The sequence below is a fragment of the Xanthobacter sp. NM-25 genome (genome assembly GCF_022138605.1).
In the GTDB taxonomy this organism is placed as follows: domain Bacteria; phylum Pseudomonadota; class Alphaproteobacteria; order Rhizobiales; family Xanthobacteraceae; genus Xanthobacter.
In genome coordinates, this window is record NZ_JACBFS010000004.1 from 79150 (window position 1) to 105426 (window position 26277).

At 67.1% G+C, this 26277-nt stretch carries 24 protein-coding genes; 19 read left to right on the forward strand and 5 right to left on the reverse strand.

Features of this window, described 5'->3' with window-relative positions; genetic code table 11:
* Window positions 1-19: 19 nt before the first annotated feature.
* Both MEU52_RS12070 and MEU52_RS12075 read right to left on the reverse strand, forming a co-directional pair.
* Window positions 20-3574 carry a molybdopterin cofactor-binding domain-containing protein gene (locus MEU52_RS12070; protein WP_238122542.1) on the reverse strand — a complete coding sequence of 1185 codons (3555 nt, stop codon included), beginning with the start codon at window positions 3572-3574 and terminating at the stop codon, window positions 20-22.
* The gene (locus MEU52_RS12075; protein ID WP_238122543.1) at window positions 3567-4103 is read right to left on the reverse strand and encodes a (2Fe-2S)-binding protein; all 537 of its coding nucleotides are present in this window, start codon (window positions 4101-4103) and stop codon (window positions 3567-3569) included. Before MEU52_RS12075 ends, MEU52_RS12070 begins: the two co-directional genes overlap by 8 nt.
* 308 nt (window positions 4104-4411) lie before the next feature.
* Here MEU52_RS12075 and MEU52_RS12080 point away from each other — a divergent pair, with 308 nt between their 5' ends.
* The 17 genes from MEU52_RS12080 (at window position 4412) to MEU52_RS12160 (ending at window position 22599) form a co-directional block, all read left to right on the forward strand.
* Window positions 4412-5908 (forward strand): 6-hydroxynicotinate reductase, encoded by a 1497-nt coding sequence (locus tag MEU52_RS12080; RefSeq protein WP_238122544.1) that lies wholly within the window; start codon window positions 4412-4414, stop codon window positions 5906-5908.
* 47 nt (window positions 5909-5955) lie between these two features.
* The gene (locus MEU52_RS12085; RefSeq protein ID WP_443267086.1) at window positions 5956-6891 is read left to right on the forward strand and encodes a UPF0280 family protein; all 936 of its coding nucleotides are present in this window, start codon (window positions 5956-5958) and stop codon (window positions 6889-6891) included.
* A complete protein-coding gene (locus MEU52_RS12090) occupies window positions 6884-7468 on the forward strand; it encodes an amino acid synthesis family protein (RefSeq protein ID WP_238122546.1) in 585 nt (194 codons plus the stop codon). Before MEU52_RS12085 ends, MEU52_RS12090 begins: the two co-directional genes overlap by 8 nt.
* A complete protein-coding gene (locus MEU52_RS12095) occupies window positions 7465-8049 on the forward strand; it encodes an amino acid synthesis family protein (protein WP_238122547.1) in 585 nt (194 codons plus the stop codon). Before MEU52_RS12090 ends, MEU52_RS12095 begins: the two co-directional genes overlap by 4 nt.
* Window positions 8050-8122: 73 nt before the next feature.
* On the forward strand, window positions 8123-9319 hold the full coding sequence (locus MEU52_RS12100) for an ABC transporter substrate-binding protein (protein ID WP_443266813.1): 1197 nt from the start codon (window positions 8123-8125) through the stop codon (window positions 9317-9319).
* 180 nt (window positions 9320-9499) lie between these two features.
* Window positions 9500-11398, forward strand: coding sequence for an ABC transporter permease (locus MEU52_RS12105; RefSeq protein WP_238122548.1), 1899 nt, complete (start codon window positions 9500-9502; stop codon window positions 11396-11398).
* Window positions 11395-12177: an ABC transporter ATP-binding protein gene (locus MEU52_RS12110; protein WP_238122549.1), complete on the forward strand. Its 783-nt coding sequence runs from the start codon at window positions 11395-11397 to the stop codon at window positions 12175-12177. Before MEU52_RS12105 ends, MEU52_RS12110 begins: the two co-directional genes overlap by 4 nt.
* A complete protein-coding gene (locus MEU52_RS12115) occupies window positions 12174-12878 on the forward strand; it encodes an ABC transporter ATP-binding protein (RefSeq protein WP_238122550.1) in 705 nt (234 codons plus the stop codon). Before MEU52_RS12110 ends, MEU52_RS12115 begins: the two co-directional genes overlap by 4 nt.
* Before the next feature lie 15 nt (window positions 12879-12893).
* On the forward strand, window positions 12894-13385 hold the full coding sequence (locus tag MEU52_RS12120; RefSeq protein WP_443266818.1) for a MarR family winged helix-turn-helix transcriptional regulator: 492 nt from the start codon (window positions 12894-12896) through the stop codon (window positions 13383-13385).
* A 322-nt stretch (window positions 13386-13707) separates the two neighbouring features.
* The gene (locus tag MEU52_RS12125; RefSeq protein WP_238122832.1) at window positions 13708-14238 is read left to right on the forward strand and encodes a winged helix DNA-binding protein; all 531 of its coding nucleotides are present in this window, start codon (window positions 13708-13710) and stop codon (window positions 14236-14238) included.
* A 17-nt stretch (window positions 14239-14255) separates the two neighbouring features.
* Window positions 14256-15953: an FAD-binding protein gene (locus MEU52_RS12130; protein ID WP_238122552.1), complete on the forward strand. Its 1698-nt coding sequence runs from the start codon at window positions 14256-14258 to the stop codon at window positions 15951-15953.
* Window positions 15953-16318, forward strand: a complete 366-nt coding sequence (locus tag MEU52_RS12135) for a 2Fe-2S iron-sulfur cluster-binding protein (protein ID WP_238122553.1) — start codon at window positions 15953-15955, stop codon at window positions 16316-16318. The genes MEU52_RS12130 and MEU52_RS12135 overlap by 1 nt, the downstream gene beginning before the upstream one ends.
* Window positions 16319-16454: 136 nt before the next feature.
* Complete coding sequence (locus MEU52_RS12140) at window positions 16455-20066, forward strand: hydantoinase B/oxoprolinase family protein (RefSeq protein ID WP_238122554.1); 3612 nt, start codon at window positions 16455-16457, stop codon at window positions 20064-20066.
* A gap of 126 nt (window positions 20067-20192) precedes the next feature.
* Entirely contained in the window at window positions 20193-20477 is a 285-nt protein-coding gene (locus MEU52_RS12145; protein ID WP_238122555.1) for a hypothetical protein, read from the forward strand.
* A 102-nt stretch (window positions 20478-20579) separates the two neighbouring features.
* Window positions 20580-21416, forward strand: coding sequence for a hypothetical protein (locus MEU52_RS12150; RefSeq protein WP_238122556.1), 837 nt, complete (start codon window positions 20580-20582; stop codon window positions 21414-21416).
* Window positions 21417-21460: 44 nt separating this feature from the next.
* The gene (locus MEU52_RS12155; RefSeq protein ID WP_238122557.1) at window positions 21461-22075 is read left to right on the forward strand and encodes a chromate transporter; all 615 of its coding nucleotides are present in this window, start codon (window positions 21461-21463) and stop codon (window positions 22073-22075) included.
* A complete protein-coding gene (locus tag MEU52_RS12160) occupies window positions 22072-22599 on the forward strand; it encodes a chromate transporter (RefSeq protein ID WP_238122558.1) in 528 nt (175 codons plus the stop codon). The genes MEU52_RS12155 and MEU52_RS12160 overlap by 4 nt, the downstream gene beginning before the upstream one ends.
* Before the next feature lie 24 nt (window positions 22600-22623).
* Here MEU52_RS12160 and MEU52_RS12165 read toward each other — a convergent pair whose 3' ends face one another.
* The 3 genes from MEU52_RS12165 to MEU52_RS12175 form a co-directional block, all read right to left on the reverse strand.
* Window positions 22624-23139, reverse strand: coding sequence for a DUF192 domain-containing protein (locus MEU52_RS12165; protein WP_238122559.1), 516 nt, complete (start codon window positions 23137-23139; stop codon window positions 22624-22626).
* Between the two features lie 2 nt (window positions 23140-23141).
* On the reverse strand, window positions 23142-23699 hold the full coding sequence (locus MEU52_RS12170; protein ID WP_238122560.1) for a cold-shock protein: 558 nt from the start codon (window positions 23697-23699) through the stop codon (window positions 23142-23144).
* Between the two features lie 136 nt (window positions 23700-23835).
* On the reverse strand, window positions 23836-24606 hold the full coding sequence (locus tag MEU52_RS12175; RefSeq protein WP_238122561.1) for an SIR2 family NAD-dependent protein deacylase: 771 nt from the start codon (window positions 24604-24606) through the stop codon (window positions 23836-23838).
* Between the two features lie 56 nt (window positions 24607-24662).
* On the opposite strand from MEU52_RS12175, the gene MEU52_RS12180 reads away from it, so the two are divergent.
* Complete coding sequence (locus tag MEU52_RS12180; RefSeq protein WP_238122562.1) at window positions 24663-25085, forward strand: VOC family protein; 423 nt, start codon at window positions 24663-24665, stop codon at window positions 25083-25085.
* A 114-nt stretch (window positions 25086-25199) separates the two neighbouring features.
* On the forward strand, window positions 25200-26204 hold the full coding sequence (locus MEU52_RS12185) for a polysaccharide deacetylase family protein (protein ID WP_238122563.1): 1005 nt from the start codon (window positions 25200-25202) through the stop codon (window positions 26202-26204).
* The last annotated feature ends 73 nt before the right edge of the window (window positions 26205-26277 follow it).

The window sequence follows — 26277 nt, forward strand, 5'->3', positions numbered from 1 at the left end:
CGCGCCCTGCTCAAAGGGGTTAATGGCTGCCGGGATTGGCGCGGGCCAGGGCCACCGCTTCGTCGACACCGCTCCACGCCGGCGCGTTCGGCGCGAACTTAGCCCGCAGATAGCGCACCAGCGCCGCCACCTGGCCGTCATCGAAGCTGTCGCGGAAGCCGGGCATGTCGCCCAGGTCCCGGGCGGCGGGCTTGGGGATGCCATCCAGGATCACGCGGATCAGGTTGTCGGGGCGTGCCGCGTGCACATTGGTGTTGAGGGCGAGGGCTGGGCGCACGCCGAACAGGGTCGGCCCGCTCTCCGCATGACAGGCGGCACAGGCACCCTCATAAAGCCGGCCGCCGAGCGAATCGAGGGGACGCAGGGAGGCGGTGGCCTCCGCCTGCAGCGCCGCCGCCTGCGCGACCGGGTCGGCGGGAACGGGGCCAGAGAAGGAGGCGAGATAGGTCGCCATGGCCCGGATGTCCGCGTCGGGCAGGGCGGCCAATTCCTCCACCACCGGCGCCATGGGGCCGGCGGCGGTGCCATGGAAGCGTGAAAAGCCGGTGCGCAGATAGGAGAAGAGCTCCGCCTCGGTCCAGGGAATTGGCGCCTTGGACAGCGCCGTGAGGGCCGGAGCCTCCCAGCCGTCAACCATGCCCCCGGCGAGATAGGCGGCGCCGGTCTTTTCCGCGCCCAGCAGGTTGCGCGGGGTGTGGCAGGCGCCGCAATGGCCGAGGCTCTCCACCAGATAGGCACCGCGATTCCATTGCGGCGAGCGGGCCGGGTCCGCCTGCATCTGGCCGGGACGCAGAAACAGGGTGTTCCAGCCGGCCATCAGCGGGCGGATGTTGAAGGGGAAGGCCATCTTGGCCTCGGGGGTCGGCGCCACCACCGGCGCCTGCGACATCAGGAAGGCATAGAGGGCCTGCAGGTCGGTATCCGAGGTGCGGGTGAAGGAGGTGTAGGGGAAGGCCGGATAAAGGTGCCGGCCATCCCGCGAGATGCCTTCACGCATGGCCCGCTCGAACGCCGCATAGGACCAGCGGCCGATGCCGGTCTCGGGATCAGGCGTGAGATTGGTGGAATAGACCGTGCCGTACGGGGTCTCCAGCGCGCGGCCGCCCGCGTTCACGGTGCCGCCGGGCACCGTGTGGCACACCGCGCAATCCCCCAGCGCCGCCAGCTGGCGGCCGCGGGCGATCATGTCGGCGGAGAAGGAGGCGGGATCGGGGCGCGTGATAGGCGCGATCGCGCCGCGGATCGGCAGCGCCACCGCCGCCATGCCCAAGGCGCCGGCAAGGGCCGCACCCGCCAGCGCGAACCAGGGGCGCTTCTTGGCGGGCGGGGCCGGCGGCTCGGGCGGCAGCGGATTGCCCAATGCCGCGCGCACCCGCTCTGGCGTGAAGGGCGGTTCGCGCAGGCGCACGCCGGTGGCGTCGAAGATGGCGTTGGCGATGGCGGCGGCGGAGGGCACGGACGCGGATTCGCCGCTGCCGAGGGGCGGATCGTCCGGCCTCGGCATCAGCACCACGTTGATCACCGGCACTTCCGGGAAGGTGAGGATGGGGTAGGCGCCCCATTCCTTGTCTGCCACCGCGGTCTCGCTGAAGCTCACTTCCTCCTTCAGCGCCCGGCTGGTGGCCTGGATGACGTTGCCGTGGATCTGGTGCTCGATACCGGCGGGGTTGATCATGAGGCCGGAATCCTGGCCCACCACCACCCGCTTCACCGCCACGTCGCCGGTGCGCTTGTTCACCTCCACATCGGCCACCCAGGCCGACCAGGCGGCGCCATAGCCGGGGAATTTGGAGTGCACGTAAAGGGCATAGGCAAAGCCCTGGCCGCGCACCACGTCGCCGTCCACGACTTCCTGCCGGGGGGCGGTGTGATGCTCCCAGCTGGCGCGGGCGGCCACTTCCTTCACTAGATCCACCGCGCGGGGATCGTGCAGGTAGCGCAGGCGATACTCTACCGGATCGACACCGGCGGCGGCGGCCAGCTCGTCGATATAGCTTTCATGGGCGAAGGAGTTGGGCAGGGCCGAGACGCCGCGCAGCCACGCCGCGCGGACGATGGGCGCCATGTCGTGCGCCTTCACTCGCAGATTGTCATAGGCATAGGGCGGGATCGCCGTGCGATCGCCCATCTCGAACACGGGATTGTTCGCCGGCACCCGGCCCGTGAGCAGCAGCGCCAATGTGGTGGCCGCGTTGGAGGGATAGGAGGTGGCGAAATCATAGGCGGCAGGGGTGCCATCCGCATTCAGCCCGCCCTTCACCTCCATCAGCTGGGCGGCGCCCTTGGGCTCCCAGGCATGTTCCTGTTCCCGGGTCAGCTGCACCCGCACCGGGCGGCCCACGGCGCGCGACAGCAGAGCGGCATCGGCCGCCACGTCGTCGGCGCAGTTGCGGCCATAGCAACCGGCGGCCTCGAACCGCAGGATCTCGATGTCGGCCTCTTCGATCCCCAACAGGATGGAGATGTCGAGGCGCAGCGGGAAGGGATTCTGGGTGCCGGACCAGATGGTGGCCTGTCCGTCCCGGACGTCGGCCACCGCACAGGAGGGGCCGATGGAGCCGTGCATCTGGTAGGGCCACACATAGGTGCGGTCCATGGGAATGGCGGCGGCGGCGCGGGCGGCATCGGCATCGCCCTGGTCGGCGAGGACGCGGGTGGTGCTGGGATTGGCGCGCAGGGCCTGGGCGAGGTCCTTCAGCTCCGGCAAGGGCGGCGGCGCTTTCCATTCCACCTTGAGGCAGCGCGCGGCTTCCGCGGCCTGCTCCTCGCGTTCCGCCACCACGCCGATGAAATCGCCCATGGTGACCACCGCCACCAGCCCGGGAATGTGGGCGACGGAGGCTTCATCCACCTTGATGAGGCTGTGGCCGATGAAGTCGCCCGCGTCGACGCCGGCATAGGGCGGGCGCACCACGCGGCCGTGCAGCATGCCGGGCACGCGCACATCGTGCACATAGACGAAAGCGCCGGTGGCCTTGGCGGGAATGTCCACCCGCGGCACTCTCTGACCGACGATGCGATAATCGCCGGCGGGCTTCAGGGTGACGCTGTCTTCCAGCATCAGCCGGTCCTGTCGGCCGGCGAGGAGGGTGGCATAGGAGATGCCGGCGTTGCTGCCGCTGGCGCGCGGATGCACCACGCCATCGCTGACGATCAGCTCGTCCGCCGGCACGCCCAGGGCCGCGGCGGCCAGCGCCACCAGGTGATGGCGGGCCTGCGCGGCGGCGCGGCGCAGCGGAATGGCGGAGACCTGAATGCTGTCGCTGGCGATGGTGGCACCCTGATTCGGGGTGCCGCCGGTGTGGCCGAGAACCATGGTGACGGCCGCCAGCGGCAGGTCCAGCTCTTCCGCCACGATCTGCGCGAGGGCGGTGCGGATGCCGGTGCCGAGGTCCACATGGCCGTTGAAGGCCATCACCGCGCCGGCGTCGTCCAGGAACAGGAACAGGTCCAGCGCGCCCTCCGGGGGCGGGGCGGTGGGCACCAGCCCGCGCACATGCTGGGACGGGCGCAGAATCGCCAGGGTGCCGGTGCGTTCGAGAAGGGCGGAGGGCGTGGGGGTCGGCTCAGTCATGGTCGGCGCCTTCAAGGGTGGTCGCGGCGCCCGCGGCGGTGGAGCCGGCGCCCATGGCCTGCGCCGCCAGCATCACAGCGCGGAGGATCTCCACATGGGTGCCGCAACGGCACAGATTGTAGCGCAGCGCCTCGCGGGCCTCGTCGAGGGTGGGGGCGGGATGGCGCGAGAGGAAGGCGGCGGCGGTCATGATCATGCCATTGAGGCAATAGCCGCATTGCGCGGCCTGGGCGGTGATGAAGGCGGCCTGCACCGGATGCGGCAGATCGAGGGTCCCGAGGCCCTCCAGGGTGGTGACCTTGCGCCCCTCGACGCTCTTCAGGGTAAGCACACAGGCGCGGGCGGCGACCCCGTCCACCAGCACCGTGCAGGCGCCGCACTCCCCGAGCCCGCAGCCGAACTTGGGGCCATTGAGCTGCAGGTCGTTGCGCAGCACATAGATGAGCCGCGTTTCGCGGGGCAGATCGAGGCTGTGGGCGACGCCGTTGACCTCGAAAGACACCGGCGCTGCATGTTCAGGCAGTGACATCTCGATCCCGCTCCGCCGCTTGCATGCGGTTTGCCGCAACGCACGCAAAACATTGCAGTGCAGCGGTTTTCTTCAGATTCATAAGTGCCCCTCGATGGCTTGCGCAGGGCGATCGTTCGTCTAGATTGTTTCTATACCAATGAATGCCGTCAAGGGCGGTGAGGGCAAAGATGCCCTTTAAGGCAGCGTGCTTATTCCTTGTGCTTGACAGGATGGCGGCCTCAGATTTCATTAGTATACATATGAACTGCGCTGGGCCATCGGGACGCCGAGAAGGCCGCTGTCGCGTGCTCTAAGCAGAGGGCCACATGGGTAACGAAACGACGGCCGGGGCGCGACCCACGGGTGACGAGAAGATCCGGTGCGATGCCTGTCCGGTGATGTGCTACATCAAGCCGGGTATGACGGGCGCCTGCGATCGCTATGCCAACAACAATGGCGAGCTGGTGCGGGTGGATCCCCATGTGGTGCTGGACCGGACCCTCGCCCACGGCGGCGCCGTGGTGCCCTTCCATCGCGATGGCGACTGGGACGGCCGGCTTCTGTCGGATGCCGAGAAGTTCGTGACCGCGGTGGGTTCGGGCACCACCTATCCCGATTACAAGCCGGCGCCGTTCATCGTTTCGGCGGAGGTGAACGGGGTCGATATGGTCACCGTCGTCACCGAGGGCGTGTTCAGCTACGGCGGCGTGAAGGTGAAGATCGATACCGATCGCTTCATCGGCCCTGAGCAGGCGACGGTCCGGGCGGCGGGCGAGGCCATCGGCCATGTGACCACCAGCGAATACGGCTCGCAGATGCTGTCCCTGGGCGGTGTGCACCATCTCACCGGCGGCTCGAAGAAGGAAGGGCGCGTCGCCTGCGAGGCGGTGCTCGACCTGTCGAACGGCAAGGCCGTGGAGCTGACCATCGATGGCGGCTCCACGCTGATCGTTCAGGCCGGCAAGGCGCCCATCGTCAACGGGGTGCAGGAAGAGCGCATGCGGGTGGGCTGCGGCTCCGCCACCATCGGCATGTTCGCCAAGCAGTGGTTCGGCCACGCCGACGAGGTGGTGGTGGTGGATGACCACATCACCGGCGTGCTCTCCGAGCATCAGGCGGGCAAGCTTCTGGGGATCCGCGACACCGGCATCAAGATGAAGGGCCGGCGCTCCACGCCCGGTCGCTATTTCCAGGTGGCCGAGCCGGGCTCGGGTTGGGGCGGCACCAATATTTCCGATCCCCTGTCCATCCTCGGCCCGTTCGATCCGAAAGTGGCATGGCCCGGCCTGCGCATGCTGCTGGTGTCCACCACTGGTGAGCACTACGGTTATTACGTGCTGAACGAGGATCTGGTCCCGGTCGAAACGCCGATTCCCGATGATCTGGCCCCCTCGGTGGAGCGGATCCGCGAGAATTGCGAACCGGCCCTGTGCTCGGTGCTGTTCATGGCGGGTGCCGGCGGCTCGCTGCGGGCGGGCGTGACGGAGAATCCCGTCCGCCTCACCCGCTCGGTGAAGGAGGCCATCACCAATGTCACCTGCGGCGGCGCGCCGGTCTATGTGTGGCCGGGTGGCGGCATCACCTTCATGGTGGATGTGACGCGGGTGCCGGAGAATGCGTTCGGCTATGTGCCGACCCCGGCGCTGGTGGCACCCATCGAGTTCACCCTGACGCTGGAGGACTACGCGGCACTGGGTGGTCATATGGATGCGGTGCGTCCCGTGTCGTCACTGGCGGGCCATGAGGGCCTGCGCGAGTTGGCGCCGATGCAGGACAATCCCTGGCCCCTGGCGTGGCGTCCCGCCCACCGCAACAACGATTGATCGCTGTCATGGCCCTGCCGCTTCCGTCCATCGCCGCCGTACCGCTGGTGCCGCGCGCGCCACATGTGGCGATGCTGCCCGACGGTCGCCGGCTGCATCTCCAGGATGGCCCCATCGACCTCATCATCGAGGCCAGCGGGGCCCCGGAGGCTGTAGCGGCGGGCTATCGGGCCGCTGCCGCGCGCCTGGCGGGGTTGCTCGACGGCTTGTGCGAGGAGCTGCCGCTGCTGCGGCGGCCGGCCTATCCCGGGCCGTGCCCGCTGCGGGATCCGGCGGCGCAGCGCATGTGGGCGGCGGTCTCGCCTCTGGCCCGCGCCGCCTTCATCACCCCCATGGCGGCGGTGGCCGGCGCGGTGGCCGAGGAGGTGCTGGCAGCGCTGGTGCGGCCCGGCATCACCCGCGCCTTCGTCAACAATGGCGGCGACATCGCGCTCTATCTGGCCCCTGGCTCGGATTATGTGGTGGGGCTGGTGGATCGGCCCGATCAGCCCCGGCTGATCGGCACGGCGCGCATCGTGGAGGCGTCGCCGGTGCGCGGCATTGCCACCAGCGGCTGGCGTGGCCGGTCCTTCTCGCTCGGCATCGCCGATGCGGTGACGGTGCTGGCGCCGACCGCCGCGGCCGCCGATGCCGCGGCAACCATCATCGCCAATGCGGTCAATCTACCGGGCCATCCGGGGATCATCCGGGTTCCGGCGCGCGAGGTGGCTCCCGACAGTGACCTTGGCGCGCTCAAGGTGACACGGGACGTCCCGCAGCTCACAAGGGCCGAGCGCAAGGCGGCGCTGGCCGAGGGCCTGAGTTGCGCGGTTGCCCTGGTGGCGCGCAATCTCATCTGTGGCGCCGCTCTTCATCTGCAGGGTGAGAGCGTTTCCACCGATCCGCAGCTCGACCTGTTCACCGACAGCCTGCCGGCGGCGCCCGCGCCCGCAGCCGTCCCATCCGCCCCCATCGAAGAAGCCAAAGAGGCCGTCCATGCCTGAAGTGAAAGTCCGAAAGAGACTCCTGATCACCGAGGAAATCTACCACGAGGGTGGCCCGGTGGCCGCCGTTCCGCGCAAGCGCGGCGCTGCACTGGCCGTCATCGAGAACCCTTACGCCGGCCGCTATGTGGAAGACATCACCGGCTTCATGGACGATCTGAAGCCGCTCGGCCTTGCCATGGCCCAGGAACTGCTGGCGGCCCTTGGCGGCGATGTGTCGGCGGTGGACGGCTACGGCAAGGGCTCCATCGTCGGCGCCGCCGGCGAGCTGGAGCACGGCGCCCTGTGGCATGTGCCCGGCGGCTACGCCATGCGCGAGATCCTCGGCGATGCCAAGGCCATCGTCCCGTCGGCCAAGAAGGTGGGCGGACCGGGCACCAAGCTCGACGTACCGATCACCCATGTGAACGCCTCTTACGTGCGCAGCCATTTCGACTCCATGGAAGTCGGCGTGCCCGACAGCCCGCGCGCCGATGAACTGGTGTTCGCGCTGGTGATGACCTGCGGCCCGCGCGTCCACGCCCGCGTGGGTGGCCTGGCGGCGGACCAGATCAAGGGAGAGGACGGGCTGCGATGAGCGCGAAGATCCGCAAGATCGTCACCTTCGTGGAAGAGACGCTGACCGAGATGGGTCAGCCGGTGTCGCCGCCCACCCGTCGCGCCGCGGCGGTGGCGGTGATCGAGAACCCCTTCGCCGGTCGCTATGTGGAGGACCTCTCCGAGCTGATGGCGCAGGGGGAAGAGCTGGGCGGCATCCTGGCTCAGAAGGCCGTGGAGGCCCTCGGCATCGCCGGCGACAAGGCGCAGAGCTACGGCAAGGCGGCGCTGGTGGGGGAGAATGGCGAGCTCGAGCACGCCGCCGCGCTTCTCCACCCCAAGATGGGCACACCGGTGCGCAAGGTGCTGGGCAAGGGCGCGGCCCTGATCCCGTCCTCCAAGCGCCGTGGCGGCCTCGGTGCGGAGCTGGACATCCCGCTGGGTCACAAGGATGCGGCCTATGTCCGGAGCCATTTTGACGGCATGCAGGTGAGCATCAACGATGCGCCGCGCGCCAATGAGATCGTGGTTGCGGTGGCCGTCACCGATTCCGGCCGTCCGCTGCCGCGGGTGGGCGGACTGACGGTGACTGACATCAAGGGCGAGGACGGCTTGCGCTAGGCTCGCCACGCAGTGGGTTCGACAGACACCGGGCCGCGTGCCCGGTGGGTCGGAAGTCAGAGGGGAAGACCATATGAAAAAGACGATGGGAATCGCGTTGGCGGCCGTTCTGTTGGCCTCCACCGCAGCGAAGGCCCAGCAGGGCGAGATCAAAGTCGGCGAGATCAACAGCTATTCGGCGCTGCCGGCGTTTACCGATCCCTACCGCAAGGGCATGGAACTGGCGCTGAAGGAGATCAACGACGCCGGTGGCATCAACGGCAAGAAGCTGGTCATCATCTCCAAGGACGATGCCGGCAAGCCCGCTGAGGCGCTCACCGCCGCCAACGAGCTGATCTCGAAGGACGGCGTGGTGATGATCGCCGGCGGCTTCCTGTCGAACGTCGGCCTGGCGCTGTCCGACTTCGCCAAGCAGAAGAAGGTGATGTATCTGGCGGCCGAGCCGCTGACCGACGCCATCGTGTGGTCGAAGGGCAATCCCTACACCTTCCGCCTGCGCACCTCGAACTACATGCAGGCGGCCATGCTGGCCGAAGAGGCCGCCAAGCTCCCGGCCAAGCGTTGGGCCACCATCGCCCCCAACTACGAGTATGGCCAGTCGTTCGTGGCCGTGTTCAAGGACCTGCTGAAGAAGAAGCGCCCGGACGTGGAGTTCGTGGCCGAGCAGTGGCCGCCGCTGAACAAGATCGACGCCGGCCCGGTGCTGCAGGCCATCGACGCCGCCAAGCCGGACGCCATCCTCAACGCCACCTTCGCCGGCGACCTGGTGAAGCTGGTGCGCGAGGGCAACACCCGTGGCGTCTTCAAGGATCGCGCCGTGGTCAGCTACCTGACCGGCGAGCCCGAGTATCTCGACCCGCTGAAGGGCGAGACCCCCGAGGGCTGGATCGTCACCGGCTATCCCTGGTACTCGATCGATACCCCCGAGCATAAGGCGTTCCTCGACGCCTACCAGCAGCTCAACAAGGACTATCCGCGGCTCGGCTCGATCGTGGGTTATTCCACCGTCAAGTCCATCGCCGCCGCCCTCAAGGCCACCGATGACCACTCCACCGAGGGGCTCCTCAAGGCCATGAAGAACCTGAAGGTCTCCACGCCCTTCGGTGACATCGTCTATCGCGCGGCCGACCACCAGTCGACCCTCGGCGCCTATGTGGGCAAGACTGCCCTCAAGGACGGCAAGGGCGTGATGGTCGACGTCGTGTTCAAGAAGGGCCCGGACTACCTCCCCTCCGAGGAGGAAGCGGCCAAGATGCGTCCCGCCGAGTGAGGCAGGACTGATCTTCCCGGCGCCTGCTTTCGACCGCGAGGGCAGGGCAGGCGCCGGCCCCCACATGCAGCACCCGGCAGGTTCGCCAGCGGCGGCGGGCTGCCCAAAACGACATCGTCCCCAGGACCATCATCCCCAGGACGAGATCGCCTTTTAGAACGGTGAACGAAAGGCTCAGCCGTGGAATTCCTATTGGTCCAGGCCCTCAGTGGCCTCGCCAGTGCCGCGTCCCTCTTTCTAGTGGCGTCGGGCCTGTCGATCATCTTCGGCGTCATGCGCATTGTGAACTTTGCCCACGGCGCGTTCTACATGCTCGGCGCTTATGTCGCCTTCACCTTGACCGATCGCTTCGCCGGCCCGCTGGGGTTCTGGGGCGGCGTGCTGGTGGCCAGCCTCGTGGTCGCAGCGGTCGGCGCGCTGATGGAAATGGTGCTGCTGCGGCGCATCTACCACGCGCCCGAGCTGTTCCAGCTGCTCGCCACCTTCGGCGTCACGCTGATGGTTGAAGACCTCGTGGTCCTGATCTGGGGCTCCGAGGATCTGATGGGCCCGCGTGCCCCCGGCTTCACTGGCGCGGTGAGCGTGTTCGGCCGCCTCGTGCCCTCCTATGACTTTCTTCTGATTGCGCTTGGACCACTGGTGCTGGGCCTGTTGTGGCTGCTGTTCCACCGCACCCGCTGGGGCGTGCTGGTGCGCGCCGCGACCCAGGACCGTGAAATGGTCGCTTCGCTGGGTGTGAACCAGAAGTGGCTGTTCACCAGCGTGTTCGCGCTCGGCGTCTTCCTCGCGGCCTTCGGTGGCGCGCTGCAGATCCCGCGCACCACGGTGAGCCATGCCATGGACCTGTCCATCATCGTCGAGGTGTTCGTGGTGGTGGTCATCGGTGGCCTCGGCAGCGTCACCGGTGCGTTCGTGGCGGCGATCCTGGTGTCGGAGCTGAATGCCTTCGGCATCCTCATCCTGCCGCAGATCTCCATGATCACCGTGTTCCTGGTGATGGCGGTGGTGCTGGTGGTGCGGCCCTACGGCCTGTTCGGCAAGCCGGAAGGCGCCCCGCGGGCGGCGGCAGGCATCTCCATACGGCCCTGGCGGCCCATGACCAATCTGGAGCGCTCCGGTGTCGCCGCCGTGGTGGTGGTGGTGGCTCTGATGCCTCTCTTCGCCGGCGATTACACCCTGAGCGTGGGATCGGAGATCCTGGTCTACGTGCTGTTCGCCGCGAGCCTGCACTTCCTGATGACGGTGGGTGGCCTGTCCTCCTTCGGTCACGCTGCTTACTTCGGCCTCGGCGCCTATGGCGCGGCGCTGCTGGTGAAGTATTTCGGCGCACCCATGGAGGCGGCGCTGGTCATCGGCCCGGTGCTGGGCCTCGTCGGCGCGGTGCTGTTCGGCTGGTTCTGCGTGCGGCTTTCCGGCGTCTATTTCGCCATGCTCACCCTGGCCTTCGCTCAGATCACCTGGTCGGTGGCCTTCCAGTGGGTGGAGGTGACCGGCGGCGACAACGGCATCCTCGGCATCTGGCCCTCGTCCTGGGCGTCGACGCCCCAGGGCTTCTTCTGGCTGGCACTGGCTATTGTCGTGGTCTGTGTGGCGGCGCTGCGCATGCTGGTGTTCTCGCCCTTCGGCTTCGGCCTGCGGGCGGCCCGCGACAGCGCCCTGCGTTCCGAAGCCATCGGCATCAATGGCAAGAGCACCCAGTGGATCGCCTTCATCGTGGCGGGCACCTTCGCCGGCATCGCCGGTGCCCTGTTCGCCTTCCTGAAGGGTTCGGTGTTCCCGGAGACCCTCGGCATCCCCACCTCCGTGGACGGCCTGGTGATGGTGCTGCTGGGCGGCATCGAGACGGTCTCCGGCGCGGTGGTCGGTGCGGTGGTCTACAAGGCTCTGGCCATCTGGCTCATGAGCAAGACCGAACTGTCGAAGCTGGTGCTCGGCGGCGTGATCGTGCTGCTGGTGGTGGCCTTCCCGAAGGGGATCGTCGGCTTCCTGGAGGATCTGCGTCATCGCCGACCCAAGGCGCCGGGCGGAGCCGGCTCCGAGGGCGCCGTGGACGTCGCCAAGGTGGAGGCCGCACGATGAGCGCGCTGCTGCAAGTGAACGGGCTGGTGAAGTCCTATGCGGGTGTGCATGCCGTGCGCGGCGTGTCCTTCTCCCTGAACGGCGGCGAGATCCTGGCGCTGATCGGCCCCAACGGCGCCGGCAAGAGCACCTGCTTTAACATGCTGAATGGGCAGATCCGTCCCAATGCCGGCTCCATCAAGCTGGCGGGGGAGGAGATCGTGGGCCTGCCGCCGCGCACCGTGTGGCGGCGCGGCGTGGGGCGCACCTTCCAGATCACCGCCACCTTCTCCTCCATGACCGTGCGGGAGAATGTGCAGGTGGCGCTGCTGTCGTTCCACAAGCGCCTGCGCTCCGCTTTGGGCTATGCTGGCGCGGCCTTCCTGGACGAGGCGAACAAGCTGCTGGCGTTGGTGGGCATGGAGGCCCAGGCCGGGCGTCCCTGTGGCGAGCTCGCCTATGGCGATCTCAAGCGCCTGGAGCTGGCGATCGCCCTCGCCAACGCGCCGCGCCTGCTGCTCATGGATGAGCCCACCGCCGGCATGGCGCCGAAGGAGCGTGTGGAGCTGATGCGCCTGACCGCCGCCATCGCGCGCGAGAAGGGCATCGGCGTGCTGTTTACCGAACACGACATGGACGTGGTGTTCGAGCATGCGGACACGGTGATGGTTCTCAACCGCGGCGAGCTGGTGGCCCGGGGCACGCCGCAGGAGGTGCGGCGCGATCCCCATGTTCAGGCCATCTATCTCGGCGAAGGCCTGCTGTATGACGCCCGGCACCGCGAGGAGAGCGCGCAATGAAACTCGAAGTCTCGGGCCTCAATAGCTTCTACGGGCAGGCCCATATTCTGTTCGACGTGGATTTCGCGGTCGGCGAGGGCGAGGTGGTGGCCCTGCTTGGTCGCAACGGTGCCGGCAAGAGCACTTCCTTCCGCTCGGTGGTGGGGCTGGTGGGCCAGCGCACCGGCAAGGTGATGTTCGAGGGGGAGGATGTCTCGCGCCTGCCCACCTATGACATCGTGCGCCGGGGCCTCGGCTATGTGCCGGAGGATCGGCGGATCTTCACCGAGCTCACCGTGGAGGAGAACTTCGTGGTGGGCCGGCAGGCGCCGCGTTCGGGGGTCGCCACCTGGACCCCGGAGCGCATTTACGAGCTGTTCCCCAATCTCGGCGAGATGCGCCGGCGGCCAGGGGGCCATATGAGCGGCGGCGAGCAGCAGATGCTCACCATCGGCCGGACGCTGATGGGCAACCCCTCGCTGGTGCTGCTCGACGAGCCCTCGGAAGGTCTGGCGCCGAAGATCGTGGAGCAGATGGCGGATGCCATCATGGCCATGAAGCGCGAAGGCTTGAGCATCATCATTTCGGAGCAGAATCTGCATTTTGCAAAGCTGATCTCCGACCGCGCCTATATCATTGAAAAAGGGCGAATTCGATTCTCCGGCACCATGGCGGACCTCGAGGCCAATCCGGAAATCAGGGACGCGTATCTCGCCGTGTGAGCCTGGCGCAGCACAATGGCGAACGGCAGTGGGGAAGGGCCGAACGTGAGCACGAAGGCCGTAACGCCGCGACGACGGCGCACGCCGAGGGAGGCCTCCGCCTATATCCTCGACGATCAGGTGGGGCACATGCTGCGTCGCGCGATGCAGCGGCACACCACCATCTTCGCAGCGCGTCTCGGTGTTGACCTCACGGCCACCCAGTGGGCGGCCATGTCGAAGCTCTATGAGAAGGGCGCCTGTTCCCAGAACCTGCTGGGGCGGCGCACGGCCATGGATGCGGCGACCATCAAGGGGGTGGTCGACCGGCTGGTGAAGCGGGGTCTGGTGGAAACCCGCCCCGATCCCGAGGACGGCCGGCGCCTGGTGGTGGCCCTGACCGTCGCCGGCGTCACCCTCACCGAGCGGCTCATTCCGGTGGCCAACGGGATCACCGAGGAGACCCTGGCGCCTCTCGAGGTGGAGGAGCGCGAGCAGTTCATGGCGCTGCTGGAGCGGCTGACCTGATACCGCGGCCCTTGCGGCCTCTGGTGCAGTCACGAAACCCGAAGGGGCGGAGGCAACTCCGCCCCTTTTCGCATTTGAAGCCCTGCTTGCTGCCCACAACGTGAGCATCATCTGGTGCAAAAAGTGAGCAGCGACAACGGATCGTGAGCAATAATGATAATTTGTCGATAAATTATCATCAAAATATCGAATCTCTCTAGGCAGCGGTTTGGGCCCGGTGTTAGGGTCCCCTCATCGTAAGGGGGGCCTGCGCTGGCGCGGTTCGCCCGGGATGAAGGTGAGGCGGGTGACTGATCCCAAGAACCGTTTGGATGGGGACGAGATGCCGGCGACGGATGCTGTCGCGGATCTGCGGGCGCCCATCGTCTCCTCGGCGCATCTGGCGGCGGGGGGCTCGCCGGCCCTGTCGGAGACCGAGTTCGGCCTGATGCTGGCGGTGAACGCTTTCGAGCGCTGGGTGGTGCGCTGCATGGCGGCGGCCGGCACGCCGAACCTCTCGCCGCTGGAAGTCATCATCCTGCACATCGTGCGGCATCGGGATCGCCCGAAGCCCTGCGCGGACATCGCCCTCATCCTCGATATCGAGGAAACCCATGTGGCCACCTACGCCCTGCGCAAGCTGGAAAAGGCCGGGCTGGTGACCATGCGGCGGGCCGGCAAGGAGAAGGTGGTGGAGGCGACCGCCGCCGGCATCGAGGCCTGCACCCGTTATGCGGCAGTGCGTGAGCAGTTGCTGGTGAAGCCGCTGCGCACCTCCGGTCCGTCCGAAGAAATGCTCTCCGATGTGGGCGAGGTCTTGCGCGCCCTCTCGGGATACTTCAACCAGGCCGCCCGCGCGGCGGCCACCATCTGATGGAAAAGGGCGCGCGCGTGTCTCAGGACCTTGTCCACTTTGAAACCGATGTGCTGGTGATCGGCTCTGGCGCGGCCGGCATGGCGGCGGCGCTTTCCGCCGGCGGTGCCGGCGCCTCCGTCATTATCGCCGATCGCAGCCTTATCGGCCGCTCGGGCGCCACCATCATGGCGCAGATGACGGTGGCCGTGGCGCTGGGGTCGCAGACCCCCGACGCCTCGGAATTCCACCTCGCGGACACGCTCAAGGCGGGTCGCGACCTGTGCGAGCCCTCGCTCTCCTCCCTGGTGTGCGAGGAAGGGCCGCAGGACATTCTCAAGCTCGATGAATGGCGGGTCGGCTGGGCCCGCAATGAGGATGGCAGCATCCGCCAGGCCCATGCGCCCGGCCATGACCGCCCGCGCTGCGTCTATGTGGACTTCCTCTCCACCGGCCCGGCGGTGGCCAAAACCCTGCGCGGCCGCGTGCTGCGCGAGAAGGGCGTGACCCGCATCGGCGATCTCTACATCACCGATCTCACGGTCACCGATGGCGTCGTCACCGGCGCGGTCGGCTTCTCCATGGCCGATGGACGCGCCATCACCATCGCCGCTGGTGCCGTGGTGCTCGCCACCGGTGGCCTCACCCGTCTTTATGGGCGCAACAGCGCCTCCGCCAACATGGCCGGCGACGGCTTCGCCCTGGCGCTGCGCGCCGGCGCGGAACTGATCGACATGGAGTTCGTGCAGTTCTTCCCCATCGGCCATCTCGCCCCGCGCCTGGTGGGCATGGACCCCATCATGTGGGATCCGTTCCGCTACAAGCTGGGCGGCAAGCTGTTGAATGCCGAGTTCCGCGAGTTCGTGAACGACTACGGCAACGAGGAAGAGGGCCGCTACAACGTGACCCGCGACCGGGCCACCTTCGCCATCCTCTCCGAGGTGAAGGCGGGCCGGGGTTCGCCGGCCGGCGGTGCCTATCTCTCGTTCCAGCATATTCCGGAGGCCGACCTGCGTGCCGCCTTCGGGCCGGTGATCGACCGGCTGGCGGCCAATGGCATCGACCTGACCCAGATGCCCATCGAGGTGGCACCCATCGCCCATTACCACATGGGCGGTGTGCGGGTGAACCGGGCCATGGAAACCACGGTGCCCGGGCTTTATGCGGCGGGCGAGGTGAATGGCGGCTCGAATGGCGCCAATCGCCTGTCCGGCAACGCCATCACCGAGGCGTTGGTGTTCGGCCGGCATGCCGGTGAGTCCGCGGCGCGCTTCGCCCGCGGCACCGGCCGCACCGCTGGGGCGCCGCAGGCGGCCCTGGATCTGGTGACCGCCACGACTGGTGTCGAGACGGAAAACTATGCCGGCGACATCGAGGAGTTGCAGAAGGTGATGGCCGATCTGGTCGGTCCCTTCCGCACCGAGGCGGGCCTGACCGAGGCGCTCGCCCGCATCGCCGCCATCAAGGCGCGGCTGGGGGCTCTTCCGCCCGGCGTGCCCGGCCTCTACGACATGGCGCGGCTCGACTGGTTCGACCTGCGCACCATGCTGGAGGTGGCGGAAATGGTGACCCGCTCCGCGCTCGCCCGCAAGGAGAGTCGCGGCGCCCACCAGCGCGATGACTTCCCGTTGATGGACCCCGCCTATGTGCTGCACCACCGGGTGCGCCGCGCGGGCGATGCCATCGTTCTCGACCGGGTGCCGGTCGAAGGTTCCACCCTGGTCGAGGTTGCCTGATGTCCATCACTGCCACATTGACCGTCCGCCGTGGCGAAGGCGGGCAGATGACCACCACCAGCAGCTACGAAGTGCCCTACACGCCGGGCCAGTCGGTGCTGGACGGGCTGCGCTACGTGCGGGCCCATCTCGACCCCACGGTGGCGATCCGGCATTCTTGCCTGAGCGCCAACACCTGCAAGGAATGCATGATCCAGGTGGATGGCAAGGTGGACTACGCCTGCACCGCCCGCCTGGAGCCGCGGGAGATGCTGCTGGAGCCGCTCGGCAACAAGGCGCACCTGCGGGACCTCGTGACCGAAGTGGCGCCGCCCGACGAGCGCCTCGCCCATGCTTTGGCCGCCCGGGCCAAGGCCGAAGGCTGACGCTTCATTCCATGACGACGGGCGCCCTTCTGCGAGGGGCGCCCGCACTCCGAAGGCCCGCCCCGCCGGCGCGCGAGCCTGCGCATTTTTGCCCCGATCTCCCGTGCCGGCCGGGTCTTGAGCGACGAGACGAGCGATGACGGCTTCTGGTTGGGATTTCTGGATCGATCGCGGCGGCACCTTCACCGATATCGTGGCGCGCCGGCCCGACGGCGCGCTGGTGGCGCACAAGGTCCTGTCCGAGAATCCGGAAGCCTATCGCGACGCCGCCATCCAGGGCATCCGCGAGCTGATGGGCGTGGCACCCGGTGCCCCCATCCCCGCCGATCGCATCACTGCGGTGAAGATGGGCACTACGGTGGCCACCAACGCCTTGCTGGAGCGCAAGGGTGCGCCCACCGTCCTGGTCACCACCAAGGGCTTCCGCGATGCTTTGCGCATCGGCTACCAGGACCGGCCCAACATCTTCGCCAAGCATGTGGTGAAGCCCGACCAGCTTTATTCCCAGGTGATCGAGGTGGCCGAGCGCGTGCGCGCCGACGGCACCGTGGAAGCGGCGCCTGATCTTGCCCAGGTGCGCGCGGACCTGGTGGCGGCGCACGCTGCGGGCGCGGAGGCCTGCGCCATCGTCTTCATGCATGCCTATCGCTATCCCGAGCACGAGAAGGCGGTGGCGGAGATCGCCCGTCAGGTGGGCTTTGCCCAGGTTTCGGTAAGCCACGAGGTGTCGCCGCTGATGAAGCTGGTGGGGCGCGGCGACACCACGGTGGTGGACGCCTATCTCTCCCCCATCCTGCGCCGCTACGTGGACCAGGTGGCGAGCGAGCTTCAGGGCGAGACCGGCAGCTGCCGGCTGATGTTCATGATGTCGTCCGGCGGTCTCACCGATGCCGGGCTGTTCCAGGGGCGCGACGCCATCCTCTCCGGCCCGGCCGGCGGCGTTGTGGGCTGTGTGGAGACCGCGCGGCTGGCTGGTTTCGGCCAGGTCATCGGCTTCGACATGGGCGGCACCTCCACCGACGTCTCCCATTTCGATGGCGAATATGAACGCGCCTTCGAGACCGAGGTGGCCGGCGTGCGCATGCGCGCGCCGATGATGTCCATTCACACGGTGGCGGCAGGCGGCGGCTCCATCCTCCATTATGACGGTGCCCGGCTGACGGTGGGCCCGGATTCCGCCGGCGCCAATCCCGGCCCGGCCTGCTATCGCCGTGGCGGCCCGCTGGCGGTGACCGACGCCAATGTGATGGTGGGCAAGCTGAGCCCCGACTTTTTCCCGAAGATCTTCGGCCCCGGCCGCGATCAGCCCCTGGATGGGGAGGCGGTGCGCCAGGGCTTTGAGGCCCTGGCGGCGCGCATCGGCGATGGGCGCCCGGCGGAGGCGGTGGCCGATGGCTTCATCCGCATCGCCGTGGAGAACATGGCCAACGCCATCAAGAAGATCTCAGTGCAGCGCGGTTATGACGTGACCGAATATGCGCTGCAATGCTTTGGCGGCGCCGGCGGCCAGCATGCCTGCCTGGTGGCGGACGTGCTGGGCATGCGCAAGGTGCTCATCCACCCCTTCTCTGGTCTGCTTTCGGCCTATGGCATGGGCCTTGCCGACATCCGCGCCACCCGCCAGCGGGCAGTGGAGGCGCCGCTGGACGGTGAGGGCCTCACCGCTGCCGCCTCCGCGCTGGAAATCGCCGGCGAAGTGGTACGTTCGGAGCTGATGGGGCAGGGGGTCGCCGATGCGGACATCACCGTCTTCCGACGCGCCCATGTGCGCTATGCCGGCACCGACACGGCGCTGATCGTGCCCTTCGGCAGCGTGGAGGAGATGAAGGCGGCGTTCGAGACCGCCCATCGCACCCGTTTCGGCTTCATTGACACCACCAAGGTGCTGGTCATCGAGGCCATTTCCGCCGAGGCCGTGGGTGGGGGCTCCAAGGTGCGCGAGGATGAGGCGGCGCTGACAGAAGGCACCCCCGAGGCGGCCGCCCGCACCCGCTTCTATTCCCAGGGTGCCTGGCATGAGGCCGGGGTCTATCGGCGCGCGGATGTGGCGCGGGGGCAGACCATCACCGGCCCGGCGCTGCTCATCGAGCCGCACCAGACCATCGTCATCGAGCCCGGTTGGGCGGTGGAGGTGACCGCCCGTGACCATCTGGTGCTGAGCCGCCGGGAAGCCGCGCGCCACGCTCCGGCTTTGGGCACCAGCGTCGATCCGGTGCTGCTGGAGGTGTTCAACAACCTGTTCATGTCGGTGGCGGAGCAGATGGGGCTCACGCTCCAGAACACGGCCTATTCGGTGAACATCAAGGAGCGGCTGGACTTCTCCTGCGCCATCTTCGACGCCAATGGCCATCTGGTGGCCAATGCGCCGCACATTCCGGTGCACCTCGGCTCCATGGATAAGTCGGTGGAGAGCGTCATCCGTGCCAACGGGGGCAAGTTCGAGCCGGGCGACGTCTATGCCCTGAACGCGCCGTACAACGGCGGCACCCATTTGCCCGACATCACCGTGGTCACCCCGGTGTTCGATGCCGCCGGCAGCCGCGTGATGTTCTATGTGGCGGCCCGCGGCCACCATGCGGACGTGGGCGGGGTGGCCCCCGGCTCCATGTCGCCACGTGCCTCGAATATCGAGGAAGAGGGCGTCTATATCGACAATTTCAAGCTGGTGGAGCGTGGCCGCTTCCGCGAGGCGGAGCTGGTCGAGCTGCTCACCAGCGCGCGCTACCCGGTGCGCAACGTGGTGCAGAACGTCAATGACCTCAAGGCGCAGATCGCCGCCTCGGAACGCGGCGTCGCCGAGCTGCGCAAGATGATCGACCATTTCGGGGCCGATGTGGTTGCGGCCTATATGGGCCATGTGCAGGACAATGCCGCCGAAAGCGTGCGGCGGGTGCTGGATCGCCTCTCCGACTGCGCCTTCGAGGTGGAGATGGACCAGGGGTCCGTCATCAAGGTGAAGGTGACGGTGGACAAGGAGAAGCGGGAGGCGACGGTGGATTTCACCGGCACCTCGCCGCAGCGGCCGGACAATTTCAACGCCCCCGGTCCGGTCACCCAGGCGGCCGTGCTCTATGTGTTCCGAGTGATGGTGGACGGCAACATTCCTTTGAATGCCGGGTGCCTCAGGCCCATCCACATCATTGTGCCGGAGGGCTCCATGCTGGCGCCGCGCTATCCCGCCGCCGTGGTGGCCGGCAATGTGGAGGTGAGCCAGCACGTCACCGATTGCCTGTTCGGGGCGCTGAAGGCGCTGGGCTCGGCCCAGGGCACCATGAACAACCTCACCTTCGGCAACGACACCTACCAATATTACGAGACCATCTGCTCCGGCTCGCCCGCGGGCCCCGGTTTCGATGGCATCGGCGGCGTGCAGTCGCACATGACCAATTCGCGGCTGACTGATCCGGAAATCCTGGAATTCCGCTATCCCGTGGTGCTGGAGGATTTCCACCTGCGAACGGGATCCGGCGGCCAGGGGCGGTGGAATTCCGGTGATGGCACCGCGCGCACCATCCGCTTCCTGGAGCCCATGGATTGCGCCATTCTCTCCTCGCACCGCCGGGTGGCACCGTTCGGTGTCGATGGCGGCGCGCCCGGGGAGCTGGGCCGCAACCTCGCCCGGCGCGCCGACGGGACGGTGGAAGAGCTGGGCGGCTGCGACCAGGTGCGGCTGGAGGCGGGGGAGGCCATCACCATCATCACGCCCACCGGTGGCGGCTTCGGCGATCCGGCCCTGCGCGAGGGCTGAGCGCTCAAGCCACCAGCGGTCTCCCGGCGCTGCGGCAACACCTCTGTTGCCTCAGCGCGGCAAATGGGGAAGCTAAACCTTGCGGCGGTTGCCGGTGCGGGGCGAGGCCGAGGGCAGGGGGCACCGATGGATGGGGACGACCAAAGCCTGGAATGGCTCAATGGCCTGATCAAGGCTGTGGCGGTGGAGCAGGCGCGCTCCACCGTGCAGCACTTCATTCTGCGGGATCTGGTGATCCAGATGGCGCGCACGCGGGGCGATGGCGAAGCCTATGTGGCCGCCATGTTCGAGCGCATCAGCGGGCTGGTGGACCAGTGCGAGCTGGCCGGCAAGCCGGATGTCGAGGCCGAAATGCGGTGGTATGTGGAGAGCTTCTTCACCCAGGCGGGCCATTCCCTCACAAAATCCTGAGCACACCGGCCGACGGGCTTCGCTCGGCGATCGCTTTTTTTTCCGCTTTTCGTAGACTTGCTTCCAATCGGGCTCCTTACTGGATCACGTTGGGGCAGCAAGATGGAAGACATTCACTACAGAGAATATAAAATTCTTCTGCGGCCCGAGCAGTTCTACGCGCCGAAGCGATTTGCCGATTATTGGGACCAGGTGGACACCATCGGCCGCAAGCTGGGCGTGGTGGTAAACACCAGCAAGCGCGCCTTCGACCGGCAGGTTCGTGAGGTATTATTCTACGATACGCCGAATTTCGACCTGTATCGGAACTCTTTTATTCTGCGCAAGCGCACCTTCTATGACGATGGCTGGCCGCGCCCCGAGCATGAGCTGGCGGTGAAGTTCCGCAACGCCGACCGCGCCAAGGCGGCGGCGGTGGATATGGTGCCCCGCATGGTCGGCGCCGCCGAGGTCAAGTTCAAGGAAGAGCTGCTGCCCTTGAAGGACGAACTGGGCGGCATGCGCAGCCTGTTCTCCCACAACTGCATCGTCATTTCGCCCAACGTGGTGCTGAACCAGGGGCTGCGCCACATTCTGGAGGTTTTTCCCTCCATGAAAAGTGCCGATATCGACCAGGATGCCCGCATCGACCTCGTCAACAACATGGCGGTGGAGGAGATCCAGGTGGATCCCGGTTATTTCGACTTCGGCCACGGCTTCGCGGCCAAGGCCACCATCGCCATCTGGCGGGATCGGGCCTCCGAAAGCTCCCTGGTGGGCGAATTCGCCTTTCAGGCGAAGTTTCAGCACTATGACGATATCCACCGCAAGGCGGAGCATCTCTCCGAAGACTTCTTCCGGGCCCTGCAGAACGAGGCGCCGGAATGGGTCCAGCTCGGCACAACCAAGACCGCGATGATCTATGGCGTCGGTCCTCATGCCCTGGCCAACGGGGAATAGGCCGTCGCTCTCTTCGCTCCCTTCTCCCCCTGAGGCCCGCGGTCATGGATCCCAGCCTTTCCCCTCCCGCGACGGAGCCGGCGCCGCCGGTGCCGCTGCGTGAAATCTTCTTCACCTTCCTGCTGATCGGCGCCACCAGCTTCGGCGGCGGGGTGGTAGCCTATTTGCGCAATGCCCTGGTGCTGAGTAAGCGCTGGCTTGATGAGGACGAGTTCCTCACCGTGCTCGAGATTGCCCAGGCGCTGCCCGGGCTCAACGCCACCAATATGAGCGTGATCGTCGGGGACCGGCTGCGCGGCCCCCTCGGTGCCGCCGCCGGGCTGCTGGGTATGACGCTGCCGGGCGGCCTGCTGGTGCTGGGCCTCGCCGTGCTCTACGCCCAGAACCATGGCAATCCCGATATGCACAAGGTGCTGGCGGGAATCGGTGCCGCCTCTGTGGGCCTGCTGCTGGCGGTGACCGTTCAGATCGGCCACAAGCAGCTGGAGCACCTGCGCGAGATTGGGCTCATCGTCCTCACCATCGCTTTGGTCAGCGGCTTCCACCCCTCTCTGGTCATCGTTCTTCTGATCGTGCTGCCGCTGGCCCTGTTCATCTACAGGCCGCGCCTCGCTCTGCCCGATGACGGCAAAAGCCCGCCGCCGGAGGACGCACCATGAACGATACGGATCTCAGTATTCTTGGCGTGTTCAGCCTGCTCTCGGTGCTGGCCATCGGTGGCGGCACGGCGGTGCTGCCGGAAATGAAGATGCTCACGGTGGAGGTCCACCACTGGCTCACCGACAGTCAGTTCCGGGACGTTTACAGCCTCGGGCAAGTGGCCCCGGGTCCGAATATGCTGATGGTGATCGTCATCGGCTACCACGTGGCCGGTTTCACCGGGGCCCTGCTCGCCTTTGGTGGCTTCTTCCTGCCGGCATCCGTCATTGCCATCGGGGCCTCGCGGCTGTGGAACCGATTCGAGGGGTCTGTCTGGCGGGAGGCGCTGCAGCGGGCTCTGGCTCCCATCGTGGTGGGGCTGATGGGGGCGGGCCTCATCGCCATCGCCCGCACCGCTATCGTCGGCGTGGAAACCAGCCTGATCGCTGCCGCCGTGTTCGGCCTCGTCTATTTCGGGCCGCGCATCAATCCGGCATTGCTCATCCTGGCGGGCGGCGCCGTTGGCTTCTTCACCTTGAGCTAGCCGCCGGCGACCTGCCCTTGATGGCTATTTGCCCTTGAAGATGGAAGGGGCGACGCGATCACCAGGGGCGATGCCCAGCCGCGCGGCCTCGCCGCCGCCGATCTCCACCACCGCTCGCACCGGCTCGCCCGAAGAGATGGTTTCGGTGGAGTGTGGAGTCGCGTTAGCGGCGATGCGGGCAATGGTGCCGTTCGAACGGATGAACAGCATGTCCAGCGGGATGTAGGTGTTCTTCATCCACATATAGACGGGCTGGTCTTCCTTGAAGTCGAACAGCATGCCGTGCTGCTCAGGGAGGGATGTGCGATACATGAGGCCGTTGGTGCGTTCGGCGTCGGTCTGCGCCACCTCCACCTCCAGCACGATCACCCCCTTGGCGGTGGCGATCTCCAGCGGCTGCACCTCCATGGCCTGAGCGCTGACCACGGCACCGGGCAGCAGCGTGCCGACCATGGGCGTCGCCACCGACAGGGCCGCAGCGACCGCGCCGCCGAGCAGACCGCCCGAACGCCGTCCGCACGGCATCCCCTTCAAGGACATGATCAGTGATTCCCGCTGTTGCCCGTGTCGGCCTTGACCTCGGCGGCCATGAGGCCCTTCGGGCTGTCGCCGTAGCGCACCAGTACGGTCTGGCCGGGGCGCAATTCGGTGAGGCCATGGCGACGCAGCGTCTCCATGTGCACGAAGATGTCGGGTGTGCCGTCGCCCTGCGACAGGAAGCCGAACCCGCGCAGGCGATTGAACCACTTCACCGTGGCGCGCTCGAAGCTGCCGGTGGCTTCCACTTCCACCCGCGTGCGCGGCGGCTCGGGCGGGGCGTGCACGGCGGTGCTGAGATCGACGGACAGCACCCGGAAGGCCTGCCGCCCCTTGGCGCGCCGCACCGCCTCGCAGACCACGCGCGCGCCCTCGATGGCGGTATGGAATCCATCCCGCCGCAGACACGTGACGTGGACCAGAACGTCGGCACCGCCATCGTCCGGCACGATGAATCCATAGCCTTTGGAGGCGTCGAACCACTTGATGGCGCCGCTAACCTCCTCGAGCCCGACGGATTCCGCCGAGCCCTCGTTGACGACCTCGGTCGCCCGCGGTCCCATTCCCAATGCGTCAGACCCCATGAGCTCCCCGACCTCCGCGCGCGGCGGCACGTGGATTTTCCGTGGGCAGGATAGCAACTCAAATACCGTTCGCCCACCCTTCTCATGCGTAACTCACGGGCCACGCATGCGGCATTCACGCATCGAGGGCAAAGGGAGCGAGAACCTCACCGATTTCCCCGCGTACCACCAGATCCGCCAACTCGTCGAAATCCGTGGGCTCCCGGTTGATGATCACCAGCCGTGCGCCATTGTCCTTGGCCTGCAGGGGAAAGCCCGCGGCCGGGAAGACCACCAGCGACGAGCCGATCACGATAAAGAGATCGGCCTGCCGGGTGAGGGTGTCGGCCCGCCGCATCTCTCCCTCCGGCATCGCCTGGCCGAAGGAAATGGTTGCCGCCTTCACCGGTCCTCCGCAATGGGGGCAGTCCGGTGCGATTCCCCCGGAGGCCTCAAAGCGCGCCCGCACCCAATCGAGCTCGAAGCGGGTGCCGCATTCCAGGCAGGTGGCGTAGGTGCCGTTGCCGTGCAGCTCAATGAGCGCATCGTCCGGCACCCCGGAGGCCTGATGCAGGCCGTCGATGTTCTGGGTGATGATTCCGGCAAGCCGGCCCTGGGCCTGCAACTGCGCGAGCGCGCGGTGGCCGCGGCCGGGCCTGGCGCCGGCGAAGGCCTCCTCCAGCACAAATTTTCGCCGCCACGCCTCGTTGCGCGCGGCTTTCATGGCCAGAAAGGCATCAAAGGGAATCGGCTTGTTCTGGGTCCACAATCCGCCCGGGGAGCGGAAATCAGGAATGCCGCATTCGGTGGAGATCCCCGCTCCGGTGAAGGCCACGGCGTGGCGGGCTGTGTCGAGCCAGGTGCCGAGCTGGGCCTGAGCGGACTTGAGATCGGCTTCAAAAGTCATAATTGAACAGCGCCGGGCAACCGGCGCCCTTTCCTGCCATAACCGAGAGCATCGTGATGCGCTTCCTGCACACCATGGTCCGCGTGACCGACATCGACCAGTCGCTGGACTTCTATTGCACCAAGCTGGGGCTTGAGGAGGTGCATCGCAAGGAGGTGCCGCAAGGCCGATACACCTTGGTCTATCTGGCCGCGCCCGGCCAGGCCGATGTGGCCGAGGTGGAGCTGACCTACAATTGGGACAAGGAAGCCTATGGGGAGGGGCGCAATTTCGGCCATCTCGCCTTTGAGGTGGACGATATCTACGAGACCTGCGCCCGGCTCGCCGCCGCCGGCGTGACCATCAACCGGCCACCGCGCGACGGATGGATGGCCTTCATTCGCTCGCCCGACAACATCTCCATCGAGCTGCTGCAGAAGGGGGAGCCGAAGGCGCCCGCCGAGCCCTGGGCGTCGATGCCGAACACCGGCCATTGGTGAGCCGCTTCCGGACGAGCGGCGGCCCCACCGTGACCTTGGTTGCTTCACGATTTATCCACTAAGGCGCGCGAAAGTGGAGATATAACGTCTAAACCAACTCGGAAAGTCCGCGCCGTGAAGCCGCTTCTGCTCGTTTCTGGAGTCCTGGCGCTCGGCGCTGCCGCGGGCGCGGGCTTTGTCCTCAGCTCGGTGCTGCAGGAGCCGTCCGTGGCCCAGGTGGAGGCGGCCAAGGTGGCCGCCGTCGCCGCGGTGGCGCCGGTCGCCCCGCCACCCGTGGCGGTTGATCCCGTCGTCACCGGCTCCATTTCCACCAATTCGGTGCCGGTGCCGTCCGGTCCGAGCGCAGGCCCGGTGCCCGGGCACATCTACCGCTCCTTCAATGTGGACGGGCCCTATATCGCCCTGACCTTCGACGATGGGCCCAATGCCCAGACCACGCCGAAGCTGCTCGATCTGCTCAAGGAGCGGGGCATCAAGGCGACCTTCTTCGTGCTCGGCAACATGGCCGCCAAGCACCCGGATGTGCTCAAGCGCATCGCCGACGAGGGGCACGAGATCGGCAACCACTCCTGGAGCCACCCGCAGCTCACCCGCATCAAGCTCGATGCCGCCGACAAGCAGGTGTCTGACACCAATGAGGTGGTGTTCCAGGTAACGGGCAAGCGCCCGCACTTCCTGCGTCCGCCCTATGGCTCCATGAAGCCGGCGCTGCGGGACCATCTGGAGAAAGAGTACGGCCTCACCATCGTCAACTGGTCGGTGGATCCGCTGGACTGGAAGCGGCGGGATTCGCAGGTGGTCTACGACGAGATCATGAAGCAGGTGCAGCCGGGCGCCATCGTGCTGGCCCATGACATCTATCCCAGCACGGTCGACGCCATGGCGCGCGTGCTCGATGATCTGATCGCCAAGGGCTATAAGTTCGGGACCATTCCGCAGCTGATCGCCATGGACACGCCGCACGCGCCGAAGGTGGCGCTGGCCCCCGCCGTGCATCCGAAGCCCACGTCGGCGAAGCCCGCCTCCAAGAAGCCCGCGGACAAGAAGCCCGCGGACAAGACCGCGCGTCAGTCGCAGCCGTCTTCGGGCAAGAGCGCGCAGAACGGCAATCTGTACTGATCTGCCGCAAAACACGACAAAGCCGCATCCGGTCGACCGCTGGATGCGGCTTTGTCGTTTCCGCTCCCCCTAG